The 20610-nt window shown below is 73.3% G+C and carries 20 protein-coding genes and 1 pseudogene; 17 read left to right on the top strand and 4 right to left on the bottom strand.

The genetic code is table 11. The features are described 5' to 3' along the window. The first annotated feature begins 27 nt into the window (after nucleotides 1-27). From asnB to ACIO5E_RS09605, 4 genes are all read left to right on the top strand, one after another. Nucleotides 28-1878: an asparagine synthase (glutamine-hydrolyzing) gene (asnB, locus tag ACIO5E_RS09620; RefSeq protein ID WP_400665464.1), complete on the top strand. Its 1851-nt coding sequence runs from the start codon at nucleotides 28-30 to the stop codon at nucleotides 1876-1878. A 231-nt stretch (nucleotides 1879-2109) separates the two neighbouring features. Continuing rightward, nucleotides 2110-3225, top strand: a complete 1116-nt coding sequence (locus tag ACIO5E_RS09615) for a hypothetical protein (RefSeq protein WP_400665462.1) — start codon at nucleotides 2110-2112, stop codon at nucleotides 3223-3225. A 161-nt stretch (nucleotides 3226-3386) separates the two neighbouring features. Further along, complete coding sequence (locus tag ACIO5E_RS09610; protein ID WP_400665460.1) at nucleotides 3387-4811, top strand: pyridoxal phosphate-dependent decarboxylase family protein; 1425 nt, start codon at nucleotides 3387-3389, stop codon at nucleotides 4809-4811. 76 nt (nucleotides 4812-4887) lie between these two features. Further along, the gene (locus ACIO5E_RS09605; protein WP_400665458.1) at nucleotides 4888-5409 is read left to right on the top strand and encodes a hypothetical protein; all 522 of its coding nucleotides are present in this window, start codon (nucleotides 4888-4890) and stop codon (nucleotides 5407-5409) included. A gap of 2 nt (nucleotides 5410-5411) precedes the next feature. Here the strand turns inward: ACIO5E_RS09605 and ACIO5E_RS09600 are convergent, their stop codons facing one another. Continuing rightward, complete coding sequence (locus tag ACIO5E_RS09600; RefSeq protein ID WP_400665456.1) at nucleotides 5412-6152, bottom strand: DUF2306 domain-containing protein; 741 nt, start codon at nucleotides 6150-6152, stop codon at nucleotides 5412-5414. A gap of 369 nt (nucleotides 6153-6521) precedes the next feature. Between ACIO5E_RS09600 and ACIO5E_RS09595 the strand changes: the two genes are divergently transcribed. Beyond that, nucleotides 6522-7532 carry an RHS repeat-associated core domain-containing protein gene (locus tag ACIO5E_RS09595; RefSeq protein WP_400665454.1) on the top strand — a complete coding sequence of 337 codons (1011 nt, stop codon included), beginning with the start codon at nucleotides 6522-6524 and terminating at the stop codon, nucleotides 7530-7532. A 32-nt stretch (nucleotides 7533-7564) separates the two neighbouring features. Beyond that, nucleotides 7565-8074 carry a hypothetical protein gene (locus ACIO5E_RS09590; RefSeq protein WP_400666280.1) on the top strand — a complete coding sequence of 170 codons (510 nt, stop codon included), beginning with the start codon at nucleotides 7565-7567 and terminating at the stop codon, nucleotides 8072-8074. Between the two features lie 282 nt (nucleotides 8075-8356). Here the strand turns inward: ACIO5E_RS09590 and ACIO5E_RS09585 are convergent. Further along, nucleotides 8357-8692, bottom strand: a pseudogene (locus ACIO5E_RS09585) (DUF1048 domain-containing protein); the annotation flags it as partial. On the opposite strand from ACIO5E_RS09585, the gene ACIO5E_RS09580 reads away from it, so the two are divergent. Then, nucleotides 8580-8846, top strand: coding sequence for a hypothetical protein (locus ACIO5E_RS09580; RefSeq protein WP_400666278.1), 267 nt, complete (start codon nucleotides 8580-8582; stop codon nucleotides 8844-8846). The pseudogene ACIO5E_RS09585 and the gene ACIO5E_RS09580 overlap by 113 nt on opposite strands. Before the next feature lie 17 nt (nucleotides 8847-8863). On the opposite strand, the gene ACIO5E_RS09575 is transcribed toward ACIO5E_RS09580, so the two are convergent. After that, nucleotides 8864-9778 (bottom strand): IS982 family transposase, encoded by a 915-nt coding sequence (locus ACIO5E_RS09575; RefSeq protein WP_400665452.1) that lies wholly within the window; start codon nucleotides 9776-9778, stop codon nucleotides 8864-8866. 274 nt (nucleotides 9779-10052) lie between these two features. Between ACIO5E_RS09575 and ACIO5E_RS09570 the strand changes: the two genes are divergently transcribed. From ACIO5E_RS09570 to ACIO5E_RS09550, 5 genes are all read left to right on the top strand, one after another. Next, nucleotides 10053-10514: a hypothetical protein gene (locus ACIO5E_RS09570; protein WP_400665450.1), complete on the top strand. Its 462-nt coding sequence runs from the start codon at nucleotides 10053-10055 to the stop codon at nucleotides 10512-10514. Continuing rightward, on the top strand, nucleotides 10501-11412 hold the full coding sequence (locus ACIO5E_RS09565; protein WP_400665449.1) for a class F sortase: 912 nt from the start codon (nucleotides 10501-10503) through the stop codon (nucleotides 11410-11412). The genes ACIO5E_RS09570 and ACIO5E_RS09565 overlap by 14 nt, the downstream gene beginning before the upstream one ends. Before the next feature lie 148 nt (nucleotides 11413-11560). Further along, nucleotides 11561-12472, top strand: a complete 912-nt coding sequence (locus ACIO5E_RS09560; RefSeq protein ID WP_400665447.1) for a hypothetical protein — start codon at nucleotides 11561-11563, stop codon at nucleotides 12470-12472. Further along, entirely contained in the window at nucleotides 12469-13239 is a 771-nt protein-coding gene (gene cseB, locus ACIO5E_RS09555) for a two-component system response regulator CseB (protein ID WP_400665445.1), read from the top strand. The genes ACIO5E_RS09560 and cseB overlap by 4 nt, the downstream gene beginning before the upstream one ends. Further along, nucleotides 13236-14450 carry a sensor histidine kinase gene (locus ACIO5E_RS09550; RefSeq protein WP_400665443.1) on the top strand — a complete coding sequence of 405 codons (1215 nt, stop codon included), beginning with the start codon at nucleotides 13236-13238 and terminating at the stop codon, nucleotides 14448-14450. Before cseB ends, ACIO5E_RS09550 begins: the two co-directional genes overlap by 4 nt. Before the next feature lie 67 nt (nucleotides 14451-14517). On the opposite strand, the gene ACIO5E_RS09545 is transcribed toward ACIO5E_RS09550, so the two are convergent. Beyond that, the gene (locus tag ACIO5E_RS09545; protein ID WP_400665441.1) at nucleotides 14518-14739 is read right to left on the bottom strand and encodes a hypothetical protein; all 222 of its coding nucleotides are present in this window, start codon (nucleotides 14737-14739) and stop codon (nucleotides 14518-14520) included. Nucleotides 14740-15004: 265 nt separating this feature from the next. Here ACIO5E_RS09545 and ACIO5E_RS09540 point away from each other — a divergent pair, with 265 nt between their 5' ends. The 5 genes from ACIO5E_RS09540 to ACIO5E_RS09520 all read left to right on the top strand — a co-directional run bounded on the left by ACIO5E_RS09540 (nucleotide 15005) and on the right by ACIO5E_RS09520 (nucleotide 20561). Continuing rightward, nucleotides 15005-15706, top strand: a complete 702-nt coding sequence (locus ACIO5E_RS09540) for a GNAT family N-acetyltransferase (protein ID WP_400665439.1) — start codon at nucleotides 15005-15007, stop codon at nucleotides 15704-15706. A 303-nt stretch (nucleotides 15707-16009) separates the two neighbouring features. Further along, nucleotides 16010-17272 carry a MurT ligase domain-containing protein gene (locus ACIO5E_RS09535; protein ID WP_400665437.1) on the top strand — a complete coding sequence of 421 codons (1263 nt, stop codon included), beginning with the start codon at nucleotides 16010-16012 and terminating at the stop codon, nucleotides 17270-17272. 55 nt (nucleotides 17273-17327) lie between these two features. Next, a complete protein-coding gene (locus ACIO5E_RS09530; protein ID WP_280682685.1) occupies nucleotides 17328-18056 on the top strand; it encodes a glutamine amidotransferase in 729 nt (242 codons plus the stop codon). Nucleotides 18057-18410: 354 nt separating this feature from the next. Further along, nucleotides 18411-19436, top strand: a complete 1026-nt coding sequence (locus tag ACIO5E_RS09525; protein ID WP_400665435.1) for a 6-phosphofructokinase — start codon at nucleotides 18411-18413, stop codon at nucleotides 19434-19436. Nucleotides 19437-19565: 129 nt separating this feature from the next. Continuing rightward, complete coding sequence (locus ACIO5E_RS09520; RefSeq protein ID WP_400665433.1) at nucleotides 19566-20561, top strand: 2-hydroxyacid dehydrogenase; 996 nt, start codon at nucleotides 19566-19568, stop codon at nucleotides 20559-20561. The last annotated feature ends 49 nt before the right edge of the window (nucleotides 20562-20610 follow it).

The raw sequence follows: 20610 nt of genomic DNA, 5'->3' as shown, positions 1-20610 counted from the left end.
ACGTAGCGGAAGACCGGAGGCTTGCTGATGTGCGGGATCACCGGATGGGTCGCCTACGACCGCGACCTCACCGCCGAACGCGCCGTCCTCGACGCGATGACGGCCACCCAGATCTGCCGCGGCCCGGACGCCGGCGGCGTCCACCTGGAGCAACACGCCGCCCTCGGCCACCGCCGCCTCGCGGTGATCGACGTCGAGGGCGGCGTCCAGCCGATGACCGTCGAACACGACGGCCGGCTGCTGGCCGCGCTCACCTACAGCGGCGAGGTCTACAACCACCGCGAGCTGCGCGCGGAACTGGAGGCGGCCGGCCACCGCTTCCGCACCCGCAGTGACACCGAGGTCGTCCTGCACGCCTACCTGGAGTGGGGCGAGCAGCTGGCCGAGCGGCTGAACGGCATGTTCGCCTTCGCGATCTGGGACGCCCGCAGCGAGGAGCTGCTGCTGGTCCGCGACCGGATGGGCGTCAAGCCCCTGCACTACCACCCCACCCCGGACGGCGTGGTCTTCGGCTCCGAGGTGAAGGCGATCCTCGCCCACCCCGCGGTGCGCCCGGTGGTCGACCTGGACGGGCTGCGCGAACTGCTCTCCTACAGCCGCACCCCGGGGGTCACCCCCTACCGGGGCATCGCCGAGGTCCGGCCCGGGCACGTCGTCCGGGTCCGCCGCGAGGGCCTGTCGATGCGCCGCTACTGGGCGCTGGAGGCCCGTGAGCACACCGACACCCTGGAGGCCACCGTCGCCACCGTCCGGGCCCTGCTGGAGGACATCGTCCACCGCCAGCTCGACTCGGACGTCCCGCTCTGCTCCCTGCTCTCCGGCGGCCTGGACTCCAGCGCCGTCACCGCCCTCGCCGCCCGGGTGCTGCGCGACGCGGGCGCCGGTCCGGTGCGCTCCTTCGCCGTCGACTTCACCGGCCAGAGCGAGAACTTCCACGCCGACGCGGTCCGGCCGACCCAGGACGGCCCGTACGCCCGGCTGCTCGCCGAGCACGTCGGCGCCGACCACACCGTGATCGAACTGGACGCCGCCGAGCTCGGCGACCTCGCCCAGCGCGCCACCGTCCTGCGTGCCCGGGACCTGCCCGGCGGGATCGGCGACATGGACATCTCGCTGCTGCTGCTCTTCCGGGGCGTGCGCCGCCGGTCCACCGTCGCCCTGTCGGGCGAGTCCGCGGACGAGCTGTTCGGCGGCTACCGCTGGTTCCACGACCCGCAGGCGATCGCCGCCGACGACTTCCCCTGGGCGGTCTCGCTGACCGGCATCGGCGGCGAGGGCGCCGGCCCACGGGAACAGATCCTCGACGCCGGCCTGCTCGGCAGGCTCGACCTGGCGGGCTACCGGCGGGCCCGCTACCGCGAAGCGCTCACCGAAGTCCCGCACCTGCCGGACGCCGACCCGCTGGAACGGCGGATGCGCGAGATCTCGTACCTCCACCTGACCCGCTTCGTCTGCATCCTGCTCGACCGCAAGGACCGGATGAGCATGGCCAACGGCCTGGAGGTGCGGGTGCCGTTCTGCGACCACCGGCTGGTCCAGTACGTCTTCAACACCCCGTGGGCGATGAAGCACTTCGACGGCCGGGAGAAGAGCCTGCTGCGCGCCGCCGTCCGGGACATGCTGCCGGACGCCGTCGCCGACCGGGTGAAGAGCCCGTACCCGGTCACCGCGGACCCGCACTACCCGGCGCTGCTGCGGGCCGAACTCGCCCAGCTCACCGCCCAGCGGAAGTCCCCGGCGCTCGACCTGCTCGACCGGCGGCGCCTGGCCGACGCGCTCTCCCCGGACACCGACCCGCAGTCCGTCCGGCTGGCCGTCGACCTCGCGCTCGACCTGGACACCTGGCTGACGGAGTACCAGGTGACGCTGGATCTCTGACGGTCACCCCGGTGCTTCGCGGCACTCCCCGGACTCCCCGGACGGCGCGGCGACCCGGCGCCGCTACGCCGTTCGGGTGATCTTCCGGAACCAACCCGCCGCGCCCGGGCGTCGGACCGTGCGATAGCGTCGCCGACACCTCCCGAATGGCTGGCGAAAACGCGGATTCCCGCCACCGTGCCGTCAGGATGGGAGCGAACCGTCCACCTCGATCCGCCGGGGGATCACCTCATGCAGCCGCGAGTATTCGCGATTCTCACCGCCCTGCTCCTGGGCGTCCTGGGCCTCGGGTCGGTCGCCGTCACCGACTGGTCGCCCGCGGCCACCGCGGCGACCACCCCGGCCGTCGCCGGGGCCACCGGCGGCGCCGCCCCCGCCGTCGCGCCGGCGGCCGCGGGCGCCACCCCGACCGGCGACCCGGCGGTGTGGACCCGGTCGACGCTGCGCAACAAGCTGATGGCCGAGATGGACGCCACCGACCCCGGCGTCGCGCTCGCCGACCTCGACCGGATCACCAAGGAGAAGCCGTACACCGTGCGCTTCTGCCACCCGATCGCGCACGAGCTCGGCCACGCGGCGGTCAAGCGCTTCAACGAGGACTTCCAGAAGGTCATCTCCTTCCCCCACGAGACCTGCGCGGCCGGCTACCTGCACGGCGCGGTCGAGGAGATGCTCAACGCCTCCACCCAGCCCGAGGTGGACCTGCTCAAGCTCTGCGCGCCCAAGAACGCCGGCCCGTGCATCCACGGCGTCGGCCACGGCACCATGTTCGTCGCCAAGCAGGACGTCGCCAAGGCACGCGAGCTGTGCAACAAGTTCCCCAGCGACCAGAACAGGATCCGCTGCTCCGAGGGGCTGTTCATGCAGCTCTTCGGCCCGGACGAGGAGGACGAGCAGGCCAAGGCGAACCTGCCCGCCGACAAGCTCGCCCAGGACCCGCTGTACCCGTGCAAGGACCAGCCGTCCCTGTTCCAGTCCGCGTGCTACTTCTACGCCCCGACCTTCTACCTCTCCTCGCACGACTACCCGAACCACCCCGAGGTCTACGCCGACGCCCTCACGTGGTGCCTCAACGGCAAGGCCAGCGGTGGGGCGGTCGACTGCAGCCGCGGCGTCGGCTCCCGGACGATGAAGTACAACCTCGACCGCGAGGACTGGGCCGCCCAGCAGTGCGCCACCGCCGCCGACGGCTGGCAGCGCAAGGCCTGCGCCGAGGGCCTGGTCAGCTACTACACGGTCAACTACACCGACGGCGGCGCGGCCGGGCGGCTCTGCGCCAAGATCGGCGACAAGGAGATGCAGGGCTACTGCCGCTCCGCCGGTGGCCTGTCCAGCTCGCTGGACTGACCCGGCCGTCCGCCCCGGCCTGCTCGCCGTCCGACCCGGACCGAGACGCCGTCTCACCTGGAGGGCCCGCGCCGCACGGCGCGGGCCCTCTCCGTAGGATCGGGCGGATCAGGGTGCGCCGAGGACGCCGCGCCTCCCCCGCCCCCTGGAGAACCGCCGTCATGACCACCGAGGACTTCCGCGCCGCCGCGCACTCCGCCGCCGACCTCGTCTCCGACTACCTCGCCGAACTGCCCGGGCGCCCGGTCTGGCAGCCGATGGACGACGCCGCCCGCAACGCCCTGCTCGACGCGCCGCTGCCCGCCGACGGCCGCCCGCTCGCCGACCTCCTCACCGCCATCGGGCGGGAGGTCCTGCCCCACCCGATGGGCAACGGCCACCCCCGCTTCTTCGGCTGGGTCAACTCCGCCCCCGCCCCCGCCGGAGTCCTCGCCACCCTCGCCGCCGCCGCGATGAACCCCAGCTCGGCCGGCGGCGACCACGCCGACGTCCACCTGGAGCGCGCCGTGGTCCGCTGGATCGCCGAACTGGTGGGCTTCCCGCACCCGGCCGGCGGCGGGCTGCTCACCTCCGGCACCTCGATGGCCACCATCGTCTGCCTGGCCGCCGCCCGGAACCGGGCCGCCCGCCGGGCCGGGTGGGACGTCCGCGAGGACGGCCTGGCCGGCCTGCCGCCGCTGGTCGGCTACGTCACCGGTGAGACCCACTCCTGCGTCCGCAAGGCCGTCGAGCTCCTCGGCCTCGGCAGCCGGCACCTGCGCACCGTCGCCACCGACCCCGACGGACGCCTCGACCCCGCCGGGCTGCGGGCCGCCGTCGAGCGCGACCGGGCCGCCGGGCTGCTGCCCTTCCTGGTCGTCGCCTCGGCCGGCACCGTCGGCACCGGCGCGGTCGACGACTTCGGCCCGATCGCCGACCTCTGCGCCGAGCAGCGCCTGTGGCTGCACGTCGACGGCGCGTACGGGGCCTTCGGCGTCCTCGACCCGGCCATCGCCCACCGCTACGCGGGTCTGGAGCGCGCCGACTCCCTCGCCCTCGACCCGCACAAGTGGCTGGGCGTCCCGGTCGACTGCGGCTGCGCGCTGGTGCGCGACACCGAGGAGCTGCGCGGCACCTTCAGCCTCGTCCCGTCCTACCTGCGCGACGAGGCGGCCGGCGCGCTCGGCTGGTTCTCCGAGTACGGCACCGAGCAGACCCGCCCGTTCCGCGCGCTCAAGGTCTGGGCCACCATCGCCCACAAGGGCCGCGACGGCATCGCCCGCGACATCGCCCGCTGCACCGCGCTGGCCCGCCGCCTCGGCGAACTGATCGAGGCCGACGCCGAGTTGGAGCTGCTGGCCGAGGTGCAGACCTCCATCGTCGCGTTCCGCCACCGCACCCCCGGACACGACGAGGCCGCCCTCGACGCCCTCAACCGCGAGCTCCCGGTCGCCGTCCAGCGGCGCGGCCGGGTCTTCGTCACCGGGGCTCGCCTCGGCGAGCGCGAGATGCTCCGGGCCTGCCTGCTCAACGCCGACACCACCGAGGCCGACCTGGAACTCCTGCTCGCCGAGGTCAAGGCGGCGGCCGCGGAACTGCAGCCGTAACGCGGGCCCGAAGACCTTAACCACCAGGTCACAGCGGGTTCGTGGAGCGGAAACACCGCACGGGCAAGGTGCTGTCATGGAGCACACCGAGCACCCGGAGCACCAGACGCCGCAACCGACGCCCGCCCTCCCCCGTGCCCGACGGCGCGGCGCCAGAGCCCACCGCTGGCGCCGCGACTCCGTCGAACTCGCCGCCGTCTTCGTCTCGGTCACCGCGGCCGACCTGGTCGCCAAGATCGTCGTCAACGGCCCCGACGGCCCGGTGGTCCTCGCCGCCTCCGCCCTCGCCCTCCTCGCCACCGCCCTGTTCCACACCTGGTGGTCCCAGCGCCACCACCCCCACGCCCCCGCGCCGCCGACCACCCTGTGGCGCGTCCGCACCGCCGCCCGCAGCTCCCCCGCCGACCTGGCCCGCGTCCACACCGCCCTCGCCGACCGGCACGTCGCCATCCTCTCCCTCCAGCCCCACCCCCTCCCCGACACCACCGTCGACGAGCTCTACCTCCGCGCGCCCCACACCCTCAGCCCCATCGACCTCACCACCCTCCTCACCACCACCGGCCACCCCCTCCTCGACACCCCCACCCGCATCGGCTAGGGCTACCGGCCGTCCGCGGCACGGGCCGGGGTGAGGCGGTAGGCGGGGAGGCCTCGGCGGCGGATGAGGAGTTCGGCGACCACGAGGTTGGGGAGCCAGCTGAGGAAGGGGACCGCGGCGTAGGCGTTGTCGAAGAGGCGGCCGCCGTCGACGGGCCCCTGGGCGGCGAGCTCCTGGAGGACGATGAGGACGCCGAGCCAGGCGCGCAGGGTGACGGCGGCGTAGGTGAGGGCGAAGCTGCGGATCATCCAGGCGCGGTGGCTCGGCAGGTCACGGTCGCGGATGGCGCGGTAGCCGCGCCAGGTGGTCCAGGCCCAGAGCAGGGCGAGGCTGCCGAACCCGAAGAAGCCGTCGAAGGCGATCGAGTTGAAGAACGACATGACGAACGCGGCCACGGATCCGGCCGCGACCGCGAGGACGTAGACCCGGCCGGTCCAGCGGTGCGCGGCGGGGGATCTGCGGCGCAGCGCGGTGGAGAACTGGAGCGGGCCCACCAACAGCGCCAGCGAGGCCGTCACGATGTGGACGTAGAAGGTGACCTGGACGGCCATCGGGCGCTCGGCGTAGGTGGCGGACAGCCCGCCCTTCGACGCGGCGATGGGCAGGCTGGCCTGGGCGTAGGTCCCCACGGCGTAGGCGACGATGGTGAGCGAGGTCAGCAGGACGACGACCCAGCGGACTCGTCCGCCCCGGCCCGTCCTCGTGCTGGGGGTGGTCGCGACATCGGCGGCGGTACTGGTCATCGGTGACCCCGATCGGCTGGAGATGGGACGGCATCACGTGCACGGGTGCGGCGGCGCCGGCCGGCCGGCGCCGCCGGGCCCGGACGCGCCGCCCTGCGCTCCGGCGCCCCGGAGCGGGGCCTTACCGCCACGGTGTTCGAACCTCCAGCCCAGTCTGCGCGGGCGGGCGGCCCCGCGCCCATGGAGCCACCCCCCACCCCCGAAGGGGGGCTACCCCCATGGCCTGACGCAGCGTCAAGCCTTCCTGTCGGCAACCCGGTTATCCCACCCGTCGCGATCTGCGCACTGACGCTACGTCAGCCACTCGCGCGCCGGCTGGCTCAATTACATCTCTACTCAGCTCCACTGTCGGACGGGTACGTTTGTTCGGTGTCCGCACCGTCTGGACCATCCGGACGCGGCATGCGCGGCTACCACGCCGCGCTGTCCGCGCTCCGCCAGCACCACGGCATCCGCACCACGCCGTACCAGCCGAGCACCGGCCGCTTCCTCAGCCCCGACCCGCTGCTCCTGCCCGACGATCCGCAGCAGTGGAACGCCTACGCGTACAGCCACAACAATCCGGTCAACAGGGCGGACCCGTCCGGGCTGTACGACCCGGACGTCCGGGCCGCACAGCTGAAGGAGCGGGTGGAACAGGAGAACGCCGCGAAGAACTGCGGCGGCCCCGGGAACACCGGACCGACTGTCTGCCCCGACGGGAGCAGCTGGGAGGACAACCGCCCGACCGCGGCTCAGCTGACGGCCCTGAAGTACCGGATCCAGATGAGGAAGCTCATCGCCGAGGGCGGTGACGACTACTCGGACACCGAGGACAGGGTGTTCAAGAAGCACGCGCCCGGTCCGCACGACCGGAAGGTCAAGATCCTCATGGGCGAGGTCGTCGTGGGGCTGAACGTTCAGGGGCTCAGGGTCGACGACACGTTCTACGTGGCGGCGAAGCTGCTGGCCCACTACCTGGACGCGAGTGGAACACCGTTCGAACTCCACCCCAACAGCATGATGAACGAGATCCCGGCCTTCAAGAAGGCCGTCAAGAACTACCTGACCGGTGACGCCGCCGGGAAGGAGACATTCGACTCGGGCTGGCAGAGGACCCGCGCCAACGAGAAGGACGGGCCGTCGAGCATCGGATGGTTCTACGCCCTGAACAACTTCCAGTGGAGGGTCTCCGGCGTGAACCGGAAGGACAGTGGGCCAGAATACAAACTGGAGATCCGCAAGCGCTACGACTGGGGAACCCCCAGTGAGGGCCGGGACCTCCTGCACAAGATTCACATCGAGGTGACCCAGCCGGAGATCGCCCATCTCAACACCGTGGGGCTGGCACAGGACTTCGACGTGTTCGGTTCGGTGACGATGCGAGGGGTGCCCGGATGACAGCTCCGGTGAGGTTGATACGTGCTTGCCTGGTGAGTGCCTCGCTCCTGGCCCTAGGGGCCTGCGGCGGTGCGACGGGCGGCGGTGTGTCCGCCGGTGGCGGGACGGCCACGGCTGCTGCCGCCCCGTCCGCAGCGGCGCCGTCCGGTGAATCCGAGGCGAGGGCCATCGGGTGGCCCAGCGCCGACCAGCGGCGGGTGTACGGCGTGGTCCCGCCGGAGGGCGCGACCGACGTCAGCTACGGGTTCTACAAGGTCGGCGGTGGCGGAGATCTCTGGGCGACGTTCAAGACCGGCCAGGAGGGCCTGGATGCGTTCCTCGCCAGTCTCAGGCTCAAGGAGTCGGACCTTTACCCCGGTGTCCAGGAGTTCATCGACTCCGAACTCGAACTCACCGGCTGGTCGATCGATCCCACCCATACGGTGAAGGGCATTTCGGCCCCGGCCAAGGAGGAGGACATGAAGAGCCCGAGCCACAAGATCGTCGTGGACTACACGGGCCCCGGCCCGTTCACGGTGTACATCCTGGCCGGCAAGCCGTAGCGCTCCCCTGAGGCCGAAACCGGCCGCGTCCGCCGCTCGTTGCGGCGGGCGCGGCCGTTGTGGTGTCAGGGGGCGGCGGTGCCGAAGGGGTTGTCGATGAGGTAACGCCAGTTGCCGTCGGGGCCGCGGCGGGCGACGTCGGTGGCAGTGCCGGTGAGGTGAAGGGCGGTGTCGCCGGTGACGTAGGTGTGGCGGGGACGGACGGTGATGGGCAGGCCGACGGCGAGGAAGCCGACGTTGCGCCCGGATCCGGCACGGTTCGGGAGGCTGTGGGGCTGGTTGCTTCCTTGCGACGTTCCTTTTCAACAGCTCGCGCCACCGGTCGCGGTAGGTCCGGGCGCTTTCTCCGCCGGCCAGCACTGTGTAGAAGCCCTTGACGTCGTCGCTCAGCACCTCGTGGATGCTCTGCCCGTCCGCCGCCGTCTCCTCGAGCAGGCCCAGCGTGCCGTCGAGGACCGGCATCAGGTTGCGGCCCGTGAGGCCCGAGTGCGGGGAGAGGTGGACCTTGATCTGTTCCCACGCCGCCCGGTGGTCGGCTGGCAGGGCCACGGCCCGGGCCTCGAACGCCTTCCACTCCCGGGTGAGGTCGCTGCCGGTGATGGTCTCCCAGGAGTACACCCACTTCAAGATCGACAAGGCACGTGAGGCCGCCAAGGGCAGCACCGACCCGACTGGCATGAACGCCGTCACCCCCGACCCCTCCCAGGGCCGCGACGTCACCGTCTACGCCGAAGCCCAGACCGACTCCCACACCATCGGCACCTTCGCCTAGATGAATGATGCGAAGGGTTAGTGGTCGTAGGCGGTCAGGGAGCGCATGACGGGCTGGCCGGTGCGGTCGTTGTGCCAGATTGCGCACGTCAGCGCGAGGATGCGCTGCAGGACGCGGACCATCACGCCGCCTGGGGTACGGCCCTGGTGGCGTTCGAGGTCGAGCTGGGCCTTGAAGGTCTGGTTGACGGACTCGATGGTCTGCCGCAGCGGCTTGAACAGTGCGGATCCGGCCCGCAAGGGCTCGCCCTTGCGGGCCGGACGAAGCAGCCGCACTCCCCAGTCGGCGAGTTCGCGTTCGAAGGCGCGGCCGTAGTACTGCTGGTCGCTGATCAGGGTCTGTCCCGGCCGGGAGCCGGCGAGATCGGGCTCCGCGTGGAGCATGCCGAGCAGGGTCTCGCGCTCGTCGGCCTTCGCGCCGGTCAGCGCGAAGGCGACGGGCAGCCCGTGCAGGGTGCACACCAGGTGCAGGCGCAGACCCCAGAAGAACCGGGAGTGGCTGGCGCAGTAGCCGTACTCGGCCCATCCGGCCAGGTCGGAGCGCTTGGCCGTCTCGCGGGAACGCCCGCATTCCACCGGCATGGAGTCGACGACCCACACGGTGTCCGTCCACAGCGAGGTGTCGGTCGCGAGCCGGCGGTTGACGCGTGCGATCAGGTCGGCGGCCTTGCGTAGCCGCCTGTTGTAGTCCGACTGCCCGGGCAAATAGGGGAACAGGTGTCGCAGGTGGGTGGTGGCGTGGCGGATCCAGCGGCGTTCGGAGGTGAAGCCGAGCAGGGCCTGCATCACGGCCAGGGTGACCAGCTCGGCGTCACTGAGCCGGGGCGCGATGCCGACTTCGGGCCGTTTCGGCGCCAGATGCGGCGATTCCTTCAGCAGGTCGCCGGTCTTCACGTAGAGTGCGGTCGCGAGGGAGTCCAGGTCAGGCGTCACAACCGACCTTTGAACTCCCTCGCTTCATGTCATGCGCGACAAGGAGCCCTTGGCATCAATCATCTAGGGCTTGGGACCGGCGCGCGTCACCCGCCCGTCCGGGGGCCTTCGGGCGTCCTGAGGCCGGTGTGACACATCGCCCGGAGGCCGTTACGCAGCCGATGGACGGCCGTGACACGACCGGCCGGGGACCGCGACACGGGCCTCCTACCGTCGCTGACGACGCACCGGCCACTCGGGCCGGGCGGCGTCCATGACGAAGGAGAGACACCGTATGAGCAGGAGCCGTACCGACCGTTCCCCCGCCCGCCGCGTGCTGGCGGTCTGCGCCCTGACCGGCGGCGCGCTGCTGACCGCCGTCACCGGCGGGCAGGCCTGGGCCGACGGCACCCCGACCCCGACGGCCACCCCGTCCGCCGCGGGTGTGGCCCAGCCCGCGGCGCCGGGCGCGGCGGTGGCCACCCCCTCGCCGAGCCGCCCGGCCACTCCCCCGGCCCCCTCGGCCGCGGTCCAGGGTTCCGGTGCCGCCGTCGCCTCGCCCACCGCACAGCCGGCCGGTAGCGACGCCAAGCCCCAGGTCCGGGAGGTGCCCAAGGGCGCGGCCCAGGCCGGGGACGGATCCGGCGAGACCGACGGCAACGGCCTGATGCTGGCCGGTGGTGGGGGCATCGCGGCCGTCGGCGCCGCCGCACTGGGCTTCGCGATCCTGCGCCGCCGCTCCGGTGCGCGCGGCTGACACCGGCCCCGAGTCCGCCGGGCACCCCGGCGCCGCTGCCCCGCCCCTGACCGGGCGGGGCGGCGGTGCCGGGGGCCCGGTGGGCGCCGGGGCCCCGGCGAACGGCGGGCAGCCCGACGGCACGTCCGGTGCCGCCCGGCCGGCCCGCCGCGGCCGCCCGCGCGGTGGCGGCCGCCGGCGGCGCGTCACCGGACCGGGCCCGGTGCGCCGGACCGCCTTCGGCGCGGCGGGCCTGGCCTGCCTGGTGCTGGGCACCACCGTCGCGCTGTCCGGCCAGCACACCCCGGTGGTGCGGGTCGAGCCCTCGGTGCACGGCAGTGCGGACGGTCCGGCCGCCGCGCCCACGGGCGGCACCGGGAGCCCGACGAGCACCGGAACCGGCGGAAACGCCGGGAGCTCCGGGGCTCCGGCCACCACGCCGCAGCCCTTCGCCGCCTCCGCTCCGACCCGGCTGCTGATTCCGACCGCCGGGGTGGACGCCCCGGTGACCGGCCTCGGCCTGAACCCCGACGGAACGGTCGAGGTGCCGGCCGCCGACCGGGCCGGCGAGGTCGGCTGGTACCGCAACGGGCCGACGCCCGGCGAGACCGGCCCCGCCGTCCTGATCGGGCACTACGACACCGCACACGGACCGGCGGTCTTCCACGGCGTGCCCAAGCTGCGGGAGGGCGACCTGATCCAGGTCCGGCGCGCGGACGGCAGCACCGTGGACTTCAAGGTCCGTACGCTGCTGCAGGCCGCGAAGGACCGTTTCCCCACCGATAAGGTCTACGGCGACACGCCCGCGCCCGTGCTCAGGCTCATCACCTGCGGCGGGCGGATCGGCTCGGACGGGCACTGGACGGACAACATCATCGTCCTGGCGGACCTAGCCGGTCCGGGCGCCGCGACCGGCTGAGGCCGCTCGGCGACGGGACGGCCGGAGGCGCTTCGCGGTCGGGACGGCGGGACGGGAACCACCGACCGCCGTCCACGCGACCTACCACCGAGACCGGTACGGGGACGAACCGGCACATCGCCGCAGACCAGGAGGACGAGCACCGACCGTGGCAGCAGCATCCCCCCTCCACCGCCGGCCCGGCGCCGTCCCGGTGGCGGCCCTCGCCGCCCTGGCCGTCCTCGTGGCGCTCGCCGCCCTGGCCGTCGGCCGCGCCACCCCCGGCGGGTTGCAGGACCAGGGCCCGGCCCCAGCGGTGACGCCGCCGCCGGTCGCCCAGCCGCTCTGGCCCGACCTGGCCGCCTCGCCACCGCCGACCCAGCCCCCCACCGGGGCGGCCGCCGGCCCGCAGACCGCGCCGCAACCCGTGCCGGACGTGACCCTCGCCGGGCGCGACATCACCACGGTCGACGCCGGTACCGTCCGCACCATCCTCGCCAAGGATCCGGCGGTGACCGCGGACGAGCGCCGCGCCCTCGACTCCTGCCCCACCTGCGAGATCCGCAGCCCCGAATTCCGCGACCTCACCGGTGACGGAAAGCCCGAGCTGATCGTCGCCGTCACCACCCCCGGTCCCGTCGTGCTGCACGTCTACACGCCGGCCGACGACCATCTGCTGCCGATCCTCCGGGTCGAGGTGCTGCGAGGGTTCAGCGCCGCGGCCGTCGGATCCGACCTGTGGCTCTACGAGCCGACCACCACGTTCATCCAGACCCGCAGCCACTACCAGTGGGACGGCGTCCGACTCGTCCTGATGGAGCAGAAGCTGGAGGGCGTCGGCCCCGTCCCCGGCAGCGGAAGCGCGAACGGCACTGGGCCTGCGGTCGGCAGCTCCGCCGAGCCCTCCCCCGCCGCCTCCCCCGCCAACGGCCGCGCCCCCGCACCGATCCGCCCGTCGTCCGGCCCGGTCACCACGGCCGAACCGACCCCGTTGGCTCCCGGTGCCGTCGTACCCTCCACACGAACGGCCGTCCCGACGCCCGCCCACCCGACCCCGGCTCCCCCGGAAGCGAAGCCATGAACCCCGCAACCGCGCCCGCCCACCCGCACATCCTGCTCGTCGAGGACGACGAGGTGATCCGGGAGGCCACCCGGATGGCCCTGGAGCGCTACGGCTTCCCGGTCACCACGGCCGCCGACGGCCTGGAGGGCCTGGAGGCCTTCCACGCCGTCCGCCCCGACCTCCTCCTGCTGGACGTCATGCTGCCGCTCCTCGACGGGGTCGGCCTCTGCCGCCGGATCCGCGAGGAGAGCCAGCTGCCGATCCTGATGATGTCGGCCCGCACCGACCCGGTCGACGTGGTGTCCGGCCTGGAGGCCGGTGCGGACGACTACGTGGTCAAGCCCTTCGAGAGCGCCGTACTGGTCGCCCGGATCCGCACCGTGCTCCGCCGGGTCCGCGTGGTCCCGGCGGCCGACACCGCCGTACCCGCGGAGCCGGTGCCCCCGACCGGCTCCGCGGGCCCTGCGGAGCCCGTTCCCCCCGCACCCTCCCCCGCGCTCCGCAGCTTCGACGGCATGCAGCTGGACACCGACAGCATGGAGGTCCGCGTCCACGGCCACCTCGTCCCGCTCACCCCCACCGAGCTGCGGCTGCTGCTGGAGTTCACCGCCGCGCCCGGCATCGTGCTGGAACGCTCCACCCTGCTGGAACGCGTCTGGGACTACGACTGGGGCGCCGACACCCGGGTGGTGGACGTCCACGTGCAGCGGCTTCGGGCCAAGATCGGCTCCGGCCGGATCGAGACCGTCCGCGGGTTCGGCTACAAGCTGCGGCGCCCGGCATGACCCTGCGCCGCCAGATCGCCACCGCCGTCGCCGCCATCTCCGTCCTGGTCGCGGTGGCCGTCGGCCTGCTGGTCCACCAGGCGATGATCCGTCAGCACGTGGACCAGGCCCGCGCCTCCGCGCTGACCGTCCTCGACTCGGCGCTGGACACCTACAAGCGCAGCGGCGACACCGACAGCCGGGCCACCCGGAACGACCCGGCGCTGCCCACCCGGCTGCACGACCTCGCGACCGGCGGCCGGGAGGGCACGCTGCTCGCCACCGGCCCGCAGGGCGAGTCGATGTGGGCGGCCCGCCCGATCCAGGACGGGGTGCTCTCGGTCCGGGTGGACTTCACCCAGGACCGGCAGTCGATCGCCGACCTCGACCGGATCATCCTGATCACCGTCGTCGCGGCGGTCTTCACCACGGTCCTGGCCGGCGTGCTGGTCGCCGACCGGATCAGCCGTCGGCTGCGCACCGCGGCGACGGCCGCGCGCGGCATCGCCGCCGGGCGGACGGACACCCGGATCGGTGAACTCGTCGACGGGCGGGACGAGGTCGCCGATCTCGCCGCCGCCGTCGACCTGATGTCGCGTACCCTGCACCGCCGGCTGGAGGACGAGCAGCGCTTCACCGCGGACGTCGCCCACGAGCTGCGCACCCCGCTCACCGGCCTGGTCACCGCGGCCGAACTGCTGCCGCCCGGCCGCCCCACCCAACTCGTCCAGAACCGGGTGCAGGCCCTGCGCTCGCTGGTCGAGGACCTGCTGGAGGTCTCCCGCCTCGACGCGGACGCCGAAACCCCGGACCTCGCCCCCGTCCCGCTGGAACGGGCGGTCCGCCGGACGGTCACCCTCACCGGCCTGGACGTGGACGTGGCCGTGGCCGCCGACCGCCAGGTCCGCACCGACCTCCGCCGCCTCGACCGCATCCTCGGCAACCTCCTGCTCAACGCCCACCGCCACGGCACCTCGCCGGTCGAACTCCACGTCGACGGCCACCGGATCACCGTCCGCGACCACGGCCCCGGCTACCCCGAGGACCTCCTCGACCACGGCCCCCAGCGCTTCCGCACCAACGCCCCCGAACGCGGGCGCGGCCACGGCCTCGGCCTCACCATCGCCACCGGCCACGCCCGCGTCATCGGCGCCACCCTCACCTTCGCCAACCACCCCGCCGGCGGCGCCCTCGCCACCCTCACCCTCCCCGACGAGCCGCTCCACCCCTGACCCCGGCCGGGGCCGGGTGCCGGCTGCGGTCCGCCGGCACCCGGCGGACCGCCCGTGCGGTAGCCACTCAGCCGTCGCTCGGCTGCACGACGCACGCCGAGTTCGCGAGCATCGACCCGAAGCCGCCGAGCAGCGAGGAGACGACGCCCTTGCAGGCCGCGGCCTCCTGCGGCGTCTTGGGACCGGCGGCGGCGGCCGGCTGGGCGAGGGAGAGCGGCGCGGCCAGCAGCAGTGCGCAGCACGCCGCGCCCAGAGCGGACTTCTTCGCGAAAGACAGTGGGAAGGACATGGGTGCCCCTTCGGAGGAGGTGGGATTCGGCGGAAAGCCGAGCCATCCGTATCCGAAGAGGCACCGGCGCTCACGGATCCTGCGCCATCCGTGAGCGTGTCCGATGCCGTCGATCACGCCCGATCAGCGGTCCCGCCCCGATCAGCCGTCCCGCCGACCCGCCCCGCCCGGTGAGCTTCGGCCCCCGGCCCGCCGCCGACCCGGTCATTCGTGCGTTCACGATCGCGTAACCGGCCGGAAGCGCGGCGTCGGTAGCGTCGCCCGCATGACGGCATCACGCACTCGCCCCGAACGGCTCTGGCACCGGCCTTTCCGCAGGTCCGACCGCAGGTGCGCGGCGCCCGACGGCCAGGCCACCCGGCTGCCCGCGCTCACCGGGGGCCCGTTCCGGAGCGCCCGCCCGTACCCGCCGGTCGACCGGCCGCGGGCCGCGGCCGAGCCGGGCCGGGAGGTGCCGTCCCCGCTCTCGGTGGACGGAACGGAGCTGGTGCTGCGCCCCGCCGGGCCGACCGACCGGGCCGAGGCCCTGGCGATGCACGGCCGCTGCTCCCCCGCCTCGCTGCGGCTGCGCTACCACGGGCCGGTCCGTGACGCCGGCCGCTACCTGGACCACCTGCTGGACGCCCGGCACGGCCACAGCCTCGCCGTGACGGCCGCCGACGGGCGGATCGTCGCCCTCGGGCACCTGATGTGGGACGACGGCGAGGCGGAGCTGGCGGTTCTGGTCGAGGACGCCTGGCAGCGGCGCGGGCTCGGGCTGGAGCTGCTGCGGCGGCTGTCGACGGCGGCCCGGGCGGCCGGCGTGGGCTCGGTGTACGCGATGACGCACGCCTCGAACACCGGGCTGATCGCCGCGATGCGCCGGCTGGCCGCGCCGCTGGACTTCCACGCCGAGGACGGCACCCTGGTGATCACCGCCACGCTGGCCTCGGGCGAGCCGACCGCCTGCGCCCGCCTGAGCCGCTGATCCCGGGCGGCCGATCCCAAACGGCCGATCCGGGCAGCTGATCAGTTCTTCACCACACTCTTACCAGGGAACCCGGCGGCGCCGGTGAGCGTCCCAAGCGGCAACGGCCCCCTCCGTACACCGCCTTCCCCCACGGGCCGTCAGGACGCCCGTGGCGGCGCCTTCGGCCGCGTCGCAGCAGGCGGCATGGGGTCCGGATCGTCGAGCCGGGCGGCGGAGTCGGTAGGCTGGCCCCGTCCCCGCCGCCCGACGGCCCGTTAATCCGGACCCGGGTGGTGCCGCAGCAAGGAGGAACCACTGAGCATGGCAGGCACCGAATCGGAGCCCACAGGCGCACGCGACGCCTCGCTGCCGGCCCGCGCCAAGATCGCGGTCACCGCCGGCCGGGTGGCCGCCGCCGTGTCCCGCAAGGCCGGTCGCGGAAGCGGCTCGGTGATCGGCGGCAAGGTCGCCCTCAGGCTCGACCCCGACCTGCTCGGCACCCTCGCCGACCACCTCGACGTCATCCTGGTCAGCGCCACCAACGGCAAGACCACCACCACCCGGCTGATCGCCGAGGCGCTGCGCGCCGCCGGTCCGGTGGTCTCCAACGCCCTGGGCGCGAACATGCCGGCCGGCATCACCTCCGCCCTGGCCGGCGGCTCGGACGCCCGCTTCGGCGTGATCGAGGTCGACGAGAAGTACCTGGCGACGGTCGCCCGCGACACCCGCCCCAAGGCGATCGCCCTGCTCAACCTCTCCCGCGACCAGCTCGACCGCGCCGCCGAGACGCGGATGATGGCCGAGAAGTGGCGCGAGGGCCTGCAGGACACCGAGGCCGTGGTCATCGCCAACGCCGACGACCCGCTGGTGACCTGGGCCGCCTCCTCCTGCAAGAAGGTGGTCTGGGTGGCCGCCGGACAGGCGTGGAAGGAGGACGCCTGGTCCTGCCCCGCCTGCGGCGGTGTGATGCAGCGCCCCGGCGAGGACTGGTTCTGCCAGGAGTGCGGCTTCCGCCGCCCCAACCCGCACTGGGCGCTCCAGGGCACCCACGTGATCGACCCGCAGCGCGGCGCCTGGCCGATCCAGCTCCAGCTGCCCGGCCGGGCCAACCTGGCCAACGCCACCAGCTCGGCCGCCGTCGCCGCCGTGTTCGGGGTCTCCCCGCAGGTCGCGCTGGAGCGGATGCGCTCGGTGACGGCCGTCGCCGGCCGCTACGACGTGGTCCAGTACCAGGGCCGGGACATAAGGCTGCTGCTGGCCAAGAACCCGGCCGGCTGGCTGGAGACCTTCTCGCTGATCGACGGCCCGCCCGCGCCGGTGATCCTGTCCGTCAACGCCCTCGACGCCGACGGCACCGACACGTCCTGGCTGTGGGACGTCGACTACGAGCGCCTCGCCGGGCACCCGGTGTTCGTGATGGGGCAGCGCAAGCTGGACCTGGCCGTCCGCCTGGAGGTCGCCGGGCTGCAGTTCCACGTGGTGGACACGCTGGAGCAGGCCGTCCGGATGGCCCCGCCCGGCCGGATCGAGGCCATCGCCAACTACACCGCCTTCCAGCAGCTGCGGAAGGTCGTGGCCGGCTGATGCCGCGCCCGCAGCCCCCCATGACCCCCCTGATCGTGATGGAAGGCCTTCGAGGATGAGTGAGAGCAGCCTGCGCGTGGTCTGGGTCTACCCGGACCTGCTCAGCACCTACGGCGACCGCGGCAACGCCCTGGTCGTGGAGCGCCGGGCCCGCCAGCGCCACCTCAACGTGACCCGGATCGACGTCCGCTCCGACCAGGCGATCCCCACCAGCGGCGACATCTACCTGATCGGCGGCGGCGAGGACCGTCCGCAGCGGCTGGCCGCCGAGCGGCTGCGGGCCGACACCGGCCTGATCCGGGCGTCCGAGAACGGCGCGATCATCTTCGGCGTCTGCGCGGGCTTCCAGATCATGGGCCACGAGTTCGTCAACGACCTGGGCGAGCGCGAGCCGGGCCTGGGCCTGCTCGACGTCTGGACCACCCGCGGCGACGGCGCCCGGTGCGTCGGCGACGTGCTGGCCGACGTGGACCCGCGGCTCGGCCTGCCGCAGCTGACCGGCTTCGAGAACCACCAGGGCGTCACCCACCTCGGCCAGGGCGTCGCGCCGCTGGCCACCGTCACCGCGGGCCGGGGCAACGGCACCGGCGACGGCACCGAGGGCGCCTGGCGGGACACCGTGTTCGGCACCTACCTGCACGGCCCGGTGCTGGCCCGCAACCCCGCCGTGGCCGACATGCTGATCAAGCTGGCGCTGGACGTCAACGCCCTGCCGCCGGCCGACACCACCTGGTACGACGCGCTGCGCGCCGAGCGCATCGCCGCCACGACGCGCCCCGCGTAGTACGTCCGCACGCCCCGAGGGGCGGGTGCCCGCGATGCGGTCACCCGCTCCAAGGGCGGCCCTGGACGTACCACAATGGGGCTGCCTACTGCACACCCTCCTCGGCAGCAGGCTGCACCTCCGCGCGGGGGCGCCGACGGCGCCGCTCCCGCGTCGGCTCCTGCCCGGCCGGACCAGGGGCCGTATGCTCGACTTCGCGGCCGTTTTCGGACGTTCCGTCCGGATCGGCCGGTCCTTCATCCCGCGGCCACCTCCCCGCCACTCCGGCGAGGGAGCGCCCCGCTACGGTGACGGCTCGTCGTCCCAGCCTGTAGTCCGGCCGTTCCTCGGTTCTGCTCGGGAGTTGCAAAGCTAATGCGTATCGGAGTGCTGACCAGCGGCGGTGACTGCCCCGGCCTGAACGCGGTGATCCGTTCTGTGGTCCACCGGGGGGTGGTCGACCACGGCGACGAGATCATCGGTTTCCAGGACGGTTGGCGCGGTCTTCTGGAGGGCGTCCACCGACCGCTCACCCTCGACTCGGTGAGCGGCATCCTGGCCCAGGGCGGCACGATCCTCGGCTCCTCCCGGGTCCAGCCGAGCCACCTGCGCGACGGCGTCGAGCGCGCCAAGCAGCTGTGCGCGGACCTCGGCATCGACGCGGTCATCCCGATCGGCGGCGAGGGCACCCTGAAGGCCGCCAAGCTGATGAGCGACGCCGGACTGCCGGTGGTCGGGGTCCCGAAGACCATCGACAACGACATCGCCGCCACCGACGTGACCTTCGGCTTCGACACCGCCGTCTCGGTCGCCACCGACGCGCTGGACCGGCTGAAGACCACCGCCGAGTCCCACCAGCGGGTCATGGTCGTCGAGGTCATGGGCCGGCACACCGGCTGGATCGCGCTCAACGCGGGCATGGCGGCCGGTGCGCACGCCATCGTCGTCCCGGAGCGGCCGTTCCACATCGAGAAGCTGACCGCCGTCGTCCGCGAGCGCTTCGACCGGCAGAAGAAGTTCGCCATCGTGGTCTGCGCCGAAGGCGCCAAGCCCGAACCCGGCACCATGCACTGGGAGGAGGGCACCAAGGACATCTACGGCCACGAGCGGTTCACCGGCATCGCCACCCAGCTCTCCCGCGAACTGGAGCACCGGCTCGGCAAGGAGGCCCGCCCGGTGATCCTCGGCCACACCCAGCGCGGCGGCACCCCGACCGCGTACGACCGGGTGCTCGCCACCCGCTTCGGCTGGCACGCCGTCGAGGCCGTCCACAAGGGCGCCTTCGGGCACATCACCGCGCTGCAGGGCACCAACATCAACCTGGTGCCGCTGGCCGAGGCGGTCGCCGAGCTGAAGACCGTCCCGCAGGAGCGCTACCTGGAGGCGGAGACGGTCCTCTGACCCCTCTCCCCCACGTCGAGGGCCCCCGAACCCGTGCCGGTTCGGGGGCCCTCGTGCGTCCGACGGGCGCCCGGGCGACGGCACGCCCTATCGTGGCCGGTGGAGCGGACACTCGCGGAAGGGCAGTCGATGGAGATCCTCGCGTACGGGGTGCAGGCCGACGAACGGCCGCTGCTGGAACAGGCCTTCGCCGGCCGGCACGGGCTGCGCTGCCTGAGCGTGTTCCTCGATCGCGACACCGCCCCGCTCGCCGCCGGCTACCCGGCCGTCAGCAGCAGCGTCAACGCCGTTCTGGACGCCGAGACCCTCACCGTCCTCGCCGCCGGCGGCACCAAGCTGATCGCCCAGCGCTCCACCGGCTTCAACAACATCGACCTCGACGCGGCCGCCGAACTCGGCCTCACCGTCGCCCGGGTGTCGTACTACAGCCCTTACTCAGTTGCCGAACACGCTTGGGCCCTCGCCCTGGCCGTCAACCGCCGGATCGTCCGGGCCGCCGGGCGCAGCCGCGAGTTCGACTTCCGGCTGGACGGGCTGCTGGGGCGGGACGTGCACGGGATGACCGTCGGGGTGATCGGCACCGGGAAGATCGGCGAGTGCTTCACCCGGATCGCGGCCGGCTTCGGCACCGAACTGCTCGGCTGGGACATCACGGAGAACCCGGCCTGCGTCGACCTGGGCATGACCTACACCGAACTGCCCGAACTCCTCACCCGCGCCGACCTGGTGAGCCTGCACGTCCCGCTCGTCCCGGCCACCCACCACCTGATCGACGCGGCCGCGCTGGCCCGGATGAAGGACGACGCGATCCTCGTCAACTCCAGCCGCGGGGGCCTGATCGACAGCGCCGCCCTGGTCGAGACGCTGCGCGCCGGGCGGCTGTCCGGCGTCGGCCTGGACGTGTACGAGGAGGAGACCGGCGTCTTCTTCACCGACCGCTCCATCCACGGCATCACCGACGACGTCCTCGCCCGCCTCGTCACCTTCCCCCAGGTCCTGGTCACCAGCCACCAGGCCTACTTCACCCACACCGCCGTCGGCCAGATCATCGAGGCGACGGCACGGAACATCGACGACCACGCCGCCGGCCGCACCAACGAGAACACCCTCGTCCCGAGGAACTGACCCCGCAAGGAGCCGGCCCGTCCCGGGCGTCCACGGGATATAGAGCCCA

Source organism: Kitasatospora sp. NPDC087314 (assembly GCF_044744365.1).
Taxonomy (GTDB): Bacteria; Actinomycetota; Actinomycetes; order Streptomycetales; family Streptomycetaceae; genus Kitasatospora.
This window is presented reverse-complemented; position numbering and strand designations above follow the sequence as displayed.

What these genes read in the sequence shown, in the direction of transcription:
- ACIO5E_RS09550 (WP_400665443.1), top strand. Translation starts at nt 13,236, where the DNA reads ATGACCCTGCGCCGCCAGATCGCCACCGCCGTCGCCGCCATCTCCGTC.
- ACIO5E_RS09520 (WP_400665433.1), top strand. Translation starts at nt 19,566, where the DNA reads ATGGAGATCCTCGCGTACGGGGTGCAGGCCGACGAACGGCCGCTGCTG.
- ACIO5E_RS09530 (WP_280682685.1), top strand. Translation starts at nt 17,328, where the DNA reads ATGAGTGAGAGCAGCCTGCGCGTGGTCTGGGTCTACCCGGACCTGCTC.
- ACIO5E_RS09610 (WP_400665460.1), top strand. Translation starts at nt 3,387, where the DNA reads ATGACCACCGAGGACTTCCGCGCCGCCGCGCACTCCGCCGCCGACCTC.
- ACIO5E_RS09525 (WP_400665435.1), top strand. Translation starts at nt 18,411, where the DNA reads ATGCGTATCGGAGTGCTGACCAGCGGCGGTGACTGCCCCGGCCTGAAC.
- cseB (WP_400665445.1), top strand. Translation starts at nt 12,469, where the DNA reads ATGAACCCCGCAACCGCGCCCGCCCACCCGCACATCCTGCTCGTCGAG.
- ACIO5E_RS09615 (WP_400665462.1), top strand. Translation starts at nt 2,110, where the DNA reads ATGCAGCCGCGAGTATTCGCGATTCTCACCGCCCTGCTCCTGGGCGTC.
- asnB (WP_400665464.1), top strand. Translation starts at nt 28, where the DNA reads ATGTGCGGGATCACCGGATGGGTCGCCTACGACCGCGACCTCACCGCC.
- ACIO5E_RS09540 (WP_400665439.1), top strand. Translation starts at nt 15,005, where the DNA reads ATGACGGCATCACGCACTCGCCCCGAACGGCTCTGGCACCGGCCTTTC.
- ACIO5E_RS09600 (WP_400665456.1), bottom strand. Translation starts at nt 6,152, where the DNA reads ATGACCAGTACCGCCGCCGATGTCGCGACCACCCCCAGCACGAGGACG.
- ACIO5E_RS09605 (WP_400665458.1), top strand. Translation starts at nt 4,888, where the DNA reads ATGGAGCACACCGAGCACCCGGAGCACCAGACGCCGCAACCGACGCCC.
- ACIO5E_RS09570 (WP_400665450.1), top strand. Translation starts at nt 10,053, where the DNA reads ATGAGCAGGAGCCGTACCGACCGTTCCCCCGCCCGCCGCGTGCTGGCG.
- ACIO5E_RS09535 (WP_400665437.1), top strand. Translation starts at nt 16,010, where the DNA reads ATGGCAGGCACCGAATCGGAGCCCACAGGCGCACGCGACGCCTCGCTG.
- ACIO5E_RS09545 (WP_400665441.1), bottom strand. Translation starts at nt 14,739, where the DNA reads ATGTCCTTCCCACTGTCTTTCGCGAAGAAGTCCGCTCTGGGCGCGGCG.